8 protein-coding genes and 1 riboswitch are annotated in these 7,396 nt (G+C 59.8%); of the genes, 7 read left to right on the top strand and 1 reads right to left on the bottom strand.

From position 1 onward, the window contains the following. Positions 1-5: 5 nt before the first annotated feature. Positions 6-1,253 carry a serine hydroxymethyltransferase gene (gene glyA / locus RTQ46_RS26910; protein WP_312440680.1) on the bottom strand — a complete coding sequence of 416 codons (1,248 nt, stop codon included), beginning with the start codon at positions 1,251-1,253 and terminating at the stop codon, positions 6-8. Between the two features lie 111 nt (positions 1,254-1,364). Next, a riboswitch (ZMP/ZTP riboswitch) is annotated at positions 1,365-1,487 on the bottom strand. A gap of 340 nt (positions 1,488-1,827) precedes the next feature. Between glyA and ybgC the strand changes: the two genes are divergently transcribed. The 7 genes from ybgC to ybgF all read left to right on the top strand — a co-directional run bounded on the left by ybgC (position 1,828) and on the right by ybgF (position 7,266). After that, a complete protein-coding gene (ybgC, locus tag RTQ46_RS26905) occupies positions 1,828-2,229 on the top strand; it encodes a tol-pal system-associated acyl-CoA thioesterase (RefSeq protein WP_312440679.1) in 402 nt (133 codons plus the stop codon). Between the two features lie 44 nt (positions 2,230-2,273). Continuing rightward, complete coding sequence (gene tolQ, locus RTQ46_RS26900; RefSeq protein ID WP_102122543.1) at positions 2,274-2,963, top strand: protein TolQ; 690 nt, start codon at positions 2,274-2,276, stop codon at positions 2,961-2,963. 15 nt (positions 2,964-2,978) lie between these two features. Next, entirely contained in the window at positions 2,979-3,419 is a 441-nt protein-coding gene (locus RTQ46_RS26895) for an ExbD/TolR family protein (protein ID WP_312440677.1), read from the top strand. Between the two features lie 37 nt (positions 3,420-3,456). Then, positions 3,457-4,518: a cell envelope integrity protein TolA gene (gene tolA, locus RTQ46_RS26890; protein WP_312440676.1), complete on the top strand. Its 1,062-nt coding sequence runs from the start codon at positions 3,457-3,459 to the stop codon at positions 4,516-4,518. Positions 4,519-4,530: 12 nt separating this feature from the next. Continuing rightward, positions 4,531-5,796: a Tol-Pal system beta propeller repeat protein TolB gene (gene tolB / locus RTQ46_RS26885; protein ID WP_409518385.1), complete on the top strand. Its 1,266-nt coding sequence runs from the start codon at positions 4,531-4,533 to the stop codon at positions 5,794-5,796. 46 nt (positions 5,797-5,842) lie between these two features. Further along, complete coding sequence (gene pal / locus RTQ46_RS26880) at positions 5,843-6,367, top strand: peptidoglycan-associated lipoprotein Pal (protein ID WP_312440674.1); 525 nt, start codon at positions 5,843-5,845, stop codon at positions 6,365-6,367. A 140-nt stretch (positions 6,368-6,507) separates the two neighbouring features. Beyond that, complete coding sequence (gene ybgF / locus RTQ46_RS26875; protein WP_312440673.1) at positions 6,508-7,266, top strand: tol-pal system protein YbgF; 759 nt, start codon at positions 6,508-6,510, stop codon at positions 7,264-7,266. Positions 7,267-7,396 lie beyond the last annotated feature (130 nt).

The raw sequence follows: 7,396 nt of genomic DNA, 5'->3' as shown, positions 1-7,396 counted from the left end.
GCGGGTCAGGCAGCGTACACCGGGTTCGCATCAGCCAGCACTTTCACGGCCGCTTTCACGCGTTCGATGGTGGCGGCGTCATGCGGATTGTCGAGCACGTCGGCGATCAGGTTACCCACTTGCACCGCTTCGGCTTCCTTGAAACCGCGCGTCGTCATCGCCGGGCTGCCCAGGCGGATGCCCGAGGTGACGAATGGTTTTTGCGGATCGTTCGGGATGCCGTTCTTGTTGCAGGTGATGTGCGCGGAACCGAGGATGGCTTCGGCTTCCTTGCCCGTCAGGTTCTTGGCGCGCAGGTCGACCAGCATCACGTGCGACTCGGTGCCGCCCGAGACGATGCGCAGGCCGCGCGCGATCAGCGTCTTGGCCAGCGCGTCGGCGTTTTTCACGACCTGCTTCTGGTATTCGACGAATTCAGGGCTCAGCGCTTCCTTGAAGGCAACGGCTTTGCCGGCGATCACGTGCATCAGCGGGCCGCCCTGGATGCCGGGGAAGATCGCCGAGTTGATGGCCTTTTCGTGCTCGGCCTTCATCAGGATGATGCCGCCGCGCGGGCCGCGCAAGGACTTGTGCGTGGTCGAGGTGACGAAGTCGGCGAACGGTACCGGATTCGGATACAGGCCGGCGGCGATCAGGCCGGCGTAGTGCGCCATGTCGACCATGAAGTACGCACCCACTTCTTTGGCGACCTTGGAGAAGCGTTCGAAGTCGATCTTTTTCGAGAACGCCGATGCGCCGGCGATGATCAGCTTAGGTTTGCGCTCGCGGGCCAGGCGTTCCATGGCTTCGTAGTCGATGTCTTCTTCGGCCGTCAGGCCGTACGACACCACGTCGAACCATTTGCCAGACATGTTCAGCGGCATGCCGTGGGTCAGGTGGCCGCCTTCGGCCAGCGACATGCCCATGATCAGGTCGCCCGGTTTCAGCATGGCGAAGAACACGCCTTGGTTCGCTTGCGAGCCCGAGTTCGGCTGCACATTGGCCGCTTCGGCGCCGAACAATTGCTTGACGCGGTCGATCGCCAGTTGCTCGGCAACGTCGACGTATTCGCAGCCGCCGTAGTAGCGCTTGCCTGGATAGCCTTCGGCGTATTTATTCGTCAGTTGCGAGCCTTGCGCTTCCATTACGGCTGGCGAAGTGTAGTTCTCCGACGCGATCAGTTCGATATGGTCGTGCTGGCGCGTGTTTTCTTTTTGAATAACGGCGAACAGTTCAGGATCGACGTTGGCGAGGGTGTGATCTTTTGCAAACATGTAAAAACTCCAAAGATGTGGGTGCTTTGTACTGGCAGGGATCGAATGAGGGGAGCCGGCGTTACGTGAATAACAACAACGGAAAGGCAGCCTCTTCGCGCAATTCCATCGGTGGGCTGCCCAGGCGAACGGCTGATGAAATCTCACGTTTCCCGGTGGATGCCCACCTTTCGCCGGCAATGATCGCACCAAAATGGGGATCGTTGCGACTTTTCGCCAGTCACGTGAGACGTAATGGAAGCCAAATTGTAAGTTAAGTACCCAAATTGAGCAAGGAAAGCAGCGCACCACGCACGCTGCGGCTATAATCCCCGCGCGCCATGCGATGACGGCCGCACAATAGTTTCGTCACGCCTGGAAAGTTGCTTTTCTTTAAGCTGACCTTAAACCTGGCGCAGCCATGTAAGCGTATGTTACGAAGCTTGTCATAGTGTTCAGCAGTCTTGCACTATGCTGCGGCGCGATGGCTGCCAAAAAGTAAGTACTAATCACATGGCATTTCGGCAAGCGCTTTCCGTCATGATAAGAAAAATCGCGTAAAATGTTGCTCAATCTCACTACCGGCGCTTTGAACATGCCTTCAGTCTTTACCTGGAATGTCCGTGTCTACTATGAAGACACCGACGCAGGTGGCATTGTCTACTACGCCAACTACCTGAAGTTCTTTGAACGCGCGCGTACCGAATGGCTGCGCGCGATCGGCGTGGGCCAGCAGCAATTGCTGGAGGAACATGACGCGCTGTTCGTGGTAAAAAGCGTCAACGCCGACTATCATGCGCCAGCCAAACTCGATGACACGGTAAGATTAACGTTAAGCATAGCCAAACTGGGACGCGCTTCCATCGTGTTCCTGCAACAGGCCTGGCGCGACGAGACCCTGCTCAACACCGCCCAGGTCAAGATCGGCTGCGTCGACTCAGGCATGCGGCCACGCGCGATACCTGATGCCGTGGCCCAGCGCATGCGCGCCGCCTGAGCTGTTCCACCCTTCGGATAATTCACCCAACAGACTGCCTGCCAATGAACGTTACACAAGATCTTTCTTTCCTCGCGCTCATCACCAACGCCCACCTGATCGTGCAGCTGATCATGGCCCTGCTGCTGCTGATCTCCCTGACCAGCTGGACCTATATCTTCCGCAAGATGTTTGCCGTACGCCAGGCGCGCAAGCAGACGATCGAATTCGAACGCAGCTTCTGGGCCGGCGGCAACCTGCACGCACTGCACCAGAGCGCCAGCGGCAACCGCGACCAGAGCGGCGCGCTGGCTCGCATTTTCGATGCCGGCATGGGGGAATTCATCAAGGGCAAGGCGTCCTACGGTTCGCGCGAGGCGCTGGACGTGGGCGCCGTGCTCGACGGCGCCCGCCGCGCCATGCGCGCCGCCTTTCAGCGTGAAATGGATGTACTCGAATCGCACCTGGCCTTCCTGGCGTCGGTCGGTTCCGTCTCGCCGTACATCGGCCTGCTCGGTACCGTGTGGGGCATCATGAATGCCTTCCGCGGCCTGGCCAATGTGCAGCAAGCAACCCTGGCAGCGGTGGCGCCCGGCATTGCCGAAGCGCTGATCGCCACCGCCATCGGCCTGTTTGCGGCGATTCCTGCCGTGGTCGCCTATAACCGTTTCTCGCACGATATCGACCGCCTGGCGATCCGCTTCGAAAGCTTCGTCGAAGAATTTTCCAACATCCTGCAGCGCCAGTCGCGCTAACAAGGAGGACTGCTGATGGGTTCCTCATTCAATAGCGGCGGCATGCGGGGCGGACGCGGGCGCAAGTTCAAGTCCGAGATCAACGTCGTGCCGTATATCGACGTGATGCTGGTGCTGCTGATTATCTTCATGGTGATGCCGTCGTCGAACAATCCGAGCGTGGTGAATTTGCCCAACGCAGAAAAGACGGCCAAGCCGCCCGATGACTATATCCAGATCGTGTTGAAACCGAACGGCTCGCTGTCGATCGGCGTGATCGGCAAGGAACAGCTGGCGCCGGAAACCGAACCGAACCGCGACGCCCTGCTGCGCAAGCTGCGTGGCTTGCACGAAAGTAATCCGGACTATCCGGTGCTGATCGCGGGCGACAAGGACAGCAAGTACGACGATGTGATCCAGCTGATTTCGGAAGCGAAAAAGATGGGCATCAACCGCGTCGGCCTGGCCACCAAGTAATTGCACCCATTGAACCCGACGTTTTAAAGACCGAACTTTGCAGACGAAACCTACCGACCATGTACTGGGCGTCCCTTACCGGGTGCCGCGCGAACGCAGCCGCTGGCCCGCGCTGGGCCTGGCGCTGGCGATGCATCTTGGCTTGCTGTTTTTCCTGTGGGTAGGCGTACACTGGCAAAGTACGGAACCGGTCGCGGTGGAAGCGGAAGTGTGGGACCTGAAGGTGCAGACAGCCGCGCCGCCACCGGAAGTGTCGACCGAACCGGAGCCAACGCCGGCGCCACCGCCGCCGCCCGAGCCGGAAGTGGAGCAGCCTGCCCCCCCGCCGCCGCCACCAGTGGCCGCGCCCGAGCCGAAGGTCGACCTGCGCGAAGCGGAAATTGCGCTCGAACGCAAGAAAGCCAAGCAGAAGGAAGAGAAGGCCAAGGCCGCCGCCGAGGAACGCCGCAAGCAGGAACAGAAGGAACGCGAGGAAGAAAAACGCGAACTGGACAAACAGAAGCAGAAAGAAAAAGACAAGGCCGAGAAGCTGGAAAAAGAAAAAGCCGACAAGGCGGAAAAAGCGAAGCTGGCCAAAGAGAAGGAAAAAGAGAAAGAGAAGGAAAAGGAAAAGGCTGAAAAAGCCGAGAAAGCCGCTGCGGAAAAGGCCGAGAAGGAAGCGGCCGAGAAAAAAGCGGCAGCAGCTGAAAAAGCCGCCAAGGCGAAAAAAGCGGCGGAAGACAAGAAAGCCGCCGACAAGGCACGTGCCGATGAAATGAGCCGCATTACTGGTGCAGCAGGCAACGGCACGGCAGGCACGGCCGCGAAAGCGACCGCGCCACGCAAGGACAGCGGCTATGTCGCTGCCCTGACGGCCAAGATCAAGGGCAATATCGCATACAGCGGTAGCACCGACGTGCCGGGCAACCCGCGCGCCGTGTTCAGGATCGAGCAACTGCCAACTGGGGAAATTATTTCTGTCCGAAAGATCAAGAGCAGCGGACTGCCGGCGTATGACAGCTCGGTGGAAAATGCCATTAATAAATCGTCGCCACTGCCGAAGAAAAAAGACGGCAGCGTGGAGCGTGAAATTGAACTCATATTCGAGATGAAGGAATAATCAATGATGATCATGAAAAAAATGAGTTACGTGGTGCTGTGCGCCGGCCTGATGCTGGGAGCTTCCGGTGCCCAGGCCCAGCTGCGCGTGGAAATTACCGGTATCGGCAGCAACCAGATCCCGGTTGCCATTGCCAATTTCGCCAATGAATCGGTGGCGCCGCAATCGCTGTCGGGCATCATCAAGGCCGACCTGGCGCGCAGCGGCGTGTTCAAGATTATCGATGGCGCGGAAATGTCGGAAACGGCACCGGTCAGCTACGAGCAGTGGAAGTCGCGCGGCGCCGACGCGCTGGCCGCCGGCAGCGTGCAGGCGCTGGCCGATGGTCGCCTGGACGTGCGCTACAAGCTGTTCGATACCGTCAAGAGCGCCCAGCTGTCGAGCATGAACAACGCGGCCGCGCCGCAGTTCAACCGCCTGCTGGCGCACAAGATTGCCGACGATATCTATGAAAAACTGACCGGCAGCAAGGGCGCGTTCGCTACCCGCATCGCCTACGTGACCCAGTCCGGCCGCGAATACCGCCTGGAAGTGGCCGACGCCGATGGCGAAGGCATCCAGGTCGCGCTGCGCTCGAACGAGCCGATCATCTCCCCGTCGTGGTCGCCGGACGGCACCAAGGTGGCGTATGTATCGTTTGAAAAGAAAAAACCGATCGTCTACGTGCAAAATCTGGTAACACGCCAGCGCACCGTCGTTTCGAATGAAAAAGGCAGCAACTCGGCGCCGAGCTGGAGCCCGGACGGCTCGCGCCTGGCCGTGGCCCTGTCGCGTGACGGACACACCCAGGTCTATACCGTCGGCGCCGACGGCAGCGGCCTGCGCCGTGTCAGCAACAGCAGCGGCATCGACACGGAACCACAATTTTCGGCCGATGGTCAAAGCATTTACTTCACCAGCGATCGCAGCGGCGGACCACAGATCTACCGCATGCCGGTCAGCGGCGGCGAAGCCAAGCGCGTGACGTTTGGCGGCTCGTACAACATCAGCCCGCGGATCTCGTCCGACGGGAAGACACTCGCTTATATTTCCCGTCGCGACGGCAATTTCCAGCTCTACGCGCTCGACCTGGCTAGTGGCCAGGAACTGCGCCTGTCGGACACCGCCAACGACGAATCACCGAGCTTTTCGCCCAACGGGAAATATATCATGTACGCGACCGAATCCGGACGACGCAAGTCGCTGGCAGTGGTATCGGTGGATGGCCGCGTCAAACAGCGTTTGACTACGCAAGCTGGCAATATCAAGGAGCCCACCTGGGGTCCTTTCATGAAGTAAATGCTGTACAGTTGCACCTTTAACCATAGACCCGGAGAATATAAAAATGAGTAACTTCAAAAGCCTGGCTTTCATCGCCGCCGCAGCGACCCTGCTGTCCGCTTGCAGCACCCCAGTAAAACTGGCAGAAACCCCAGTTGTCGAGCGCGCGCCAGAAGCCGCACCAGCAGCGCCGGCCGACCCACGTCAGGTTCAGCCAGTAACGACCGGTTCGGTCGATCCGCTGGACGATCCGAAAGGCGTGCTGGCCAACCGCAGCATCTACTTCGACTTCGACAAATACGTCGTTCGCGAAGCAGACACCGCTGTGGTACAAAACCACGCCGGCTACCTGGTGAAAACCCCAGCGCGCAAGATCTTGATCCAGGGTAACACCGATGAACGCGGTGGCGCCGAGTACAACCTGGCCCTGGGCCAGAAACGTGCTGAAGCCGTGCGCAAGTCGCTGTCGGCCCTGGGCGTACCGGAAGGCCAGATGGAAGCCGTGTCGCTGGGCAAAGAAAAGCCTAAAGCACAAGGCAGCAACGAAGCAGCCTGGGCTGAAAACCGCCGCGCTGACATCGTTTATTGATAGTTTGGCCCTGTAACAGGCGAGCGGCCTTCGTTCTGGCGCTTGCCTGAGGCCAGTCACAGGCATAATAATGGGGCGCCGCGCGGATTACCGCCCGGCGCCCCGTTTGCATGTATGCGTAACTTTTGAAAGCCCGATCCATGATGACATTCTCGAAAGCCGGCGTCGCCGCCGCCCTGATGGCAGCCTTCACCTGCCTGCCCCTGCACGCCAACGCAGCCCTGTTCGACGACGACGAAGCCCGCAAAGCCATCCTGGAACTGCGCAGCAAGGTCGACGCCCTGTCGCGCGACCTGAGCGAACGGATTGAAGCGAAGGCCGACAAGACCAGCACCCTCGGCCTGATCAACCAGCATGACCAGACGATGCAGGAAATCGCGCGCCTGCGCGGCCAGATCGAAGTGCTGGGCAATGAACTGGCCACCGTGCAAAAACGCCAGAAAGATTTCTACACCGATCTCGATGTGCGCCTGCGCAAGCTCGAGCCGCGCCAGGTCACCATCGACGGCCAGGAAGCGGCCGTCGGCGTGTCCGAGCAGAGCGCCTACGACACCGCCTTTGGCGTGTTCAAGTCGGGCGACTACAAGGCGGCCGCCACCGCGCTCGACGCGTTCGTCAAGCGCTACCCGGAATCGGCCTACGCGGCCAATGCGCAGTACTGGCTCGGCAACGCCTATTACGCCCAGCGCGACTGCAAGAGCGCCATCAGCGCCCAGCAACTGGTGCTGAAGAACTACCCGGACAGCCCGAAGGCGCCGGACGCCATGCTCAACATCGCCAGCTGCTACACGGAGCTGAAAGACAAGCCGAACGCCACCAAGACCCTGAACGCGCTGATCTCCCGCTACCCCGATTCGAGCGCCGCGCAGACGGCCAAGGAGCGCGCCGGCAAAAAGTAAGTTGAAGCCGACTCAGGGGAAAAAGTTGCCGGCAGCGTTTGACAGAATCCTGGCCACCCCCTATAATCTTTCTTCTTCGGGTCGTTAGCTCAGCTGGTAGAGCAGCGGACTTTTAATCCGTTGGTCGCAG

The sequence above is a fragment of the Janthinobacterium sp. genome (assembly GCF_031995485.1).
In the GTDB taxonomy this organism is placed as follows: Bacteria; Pseudomonadota; Gammaproteobacteria; order Burkholderiales; family Burkholderiaceae_D; genus Janthinobacterium.
This window is presented reverse-complemented; position numbering and strand designations above follow the sequence as displayed.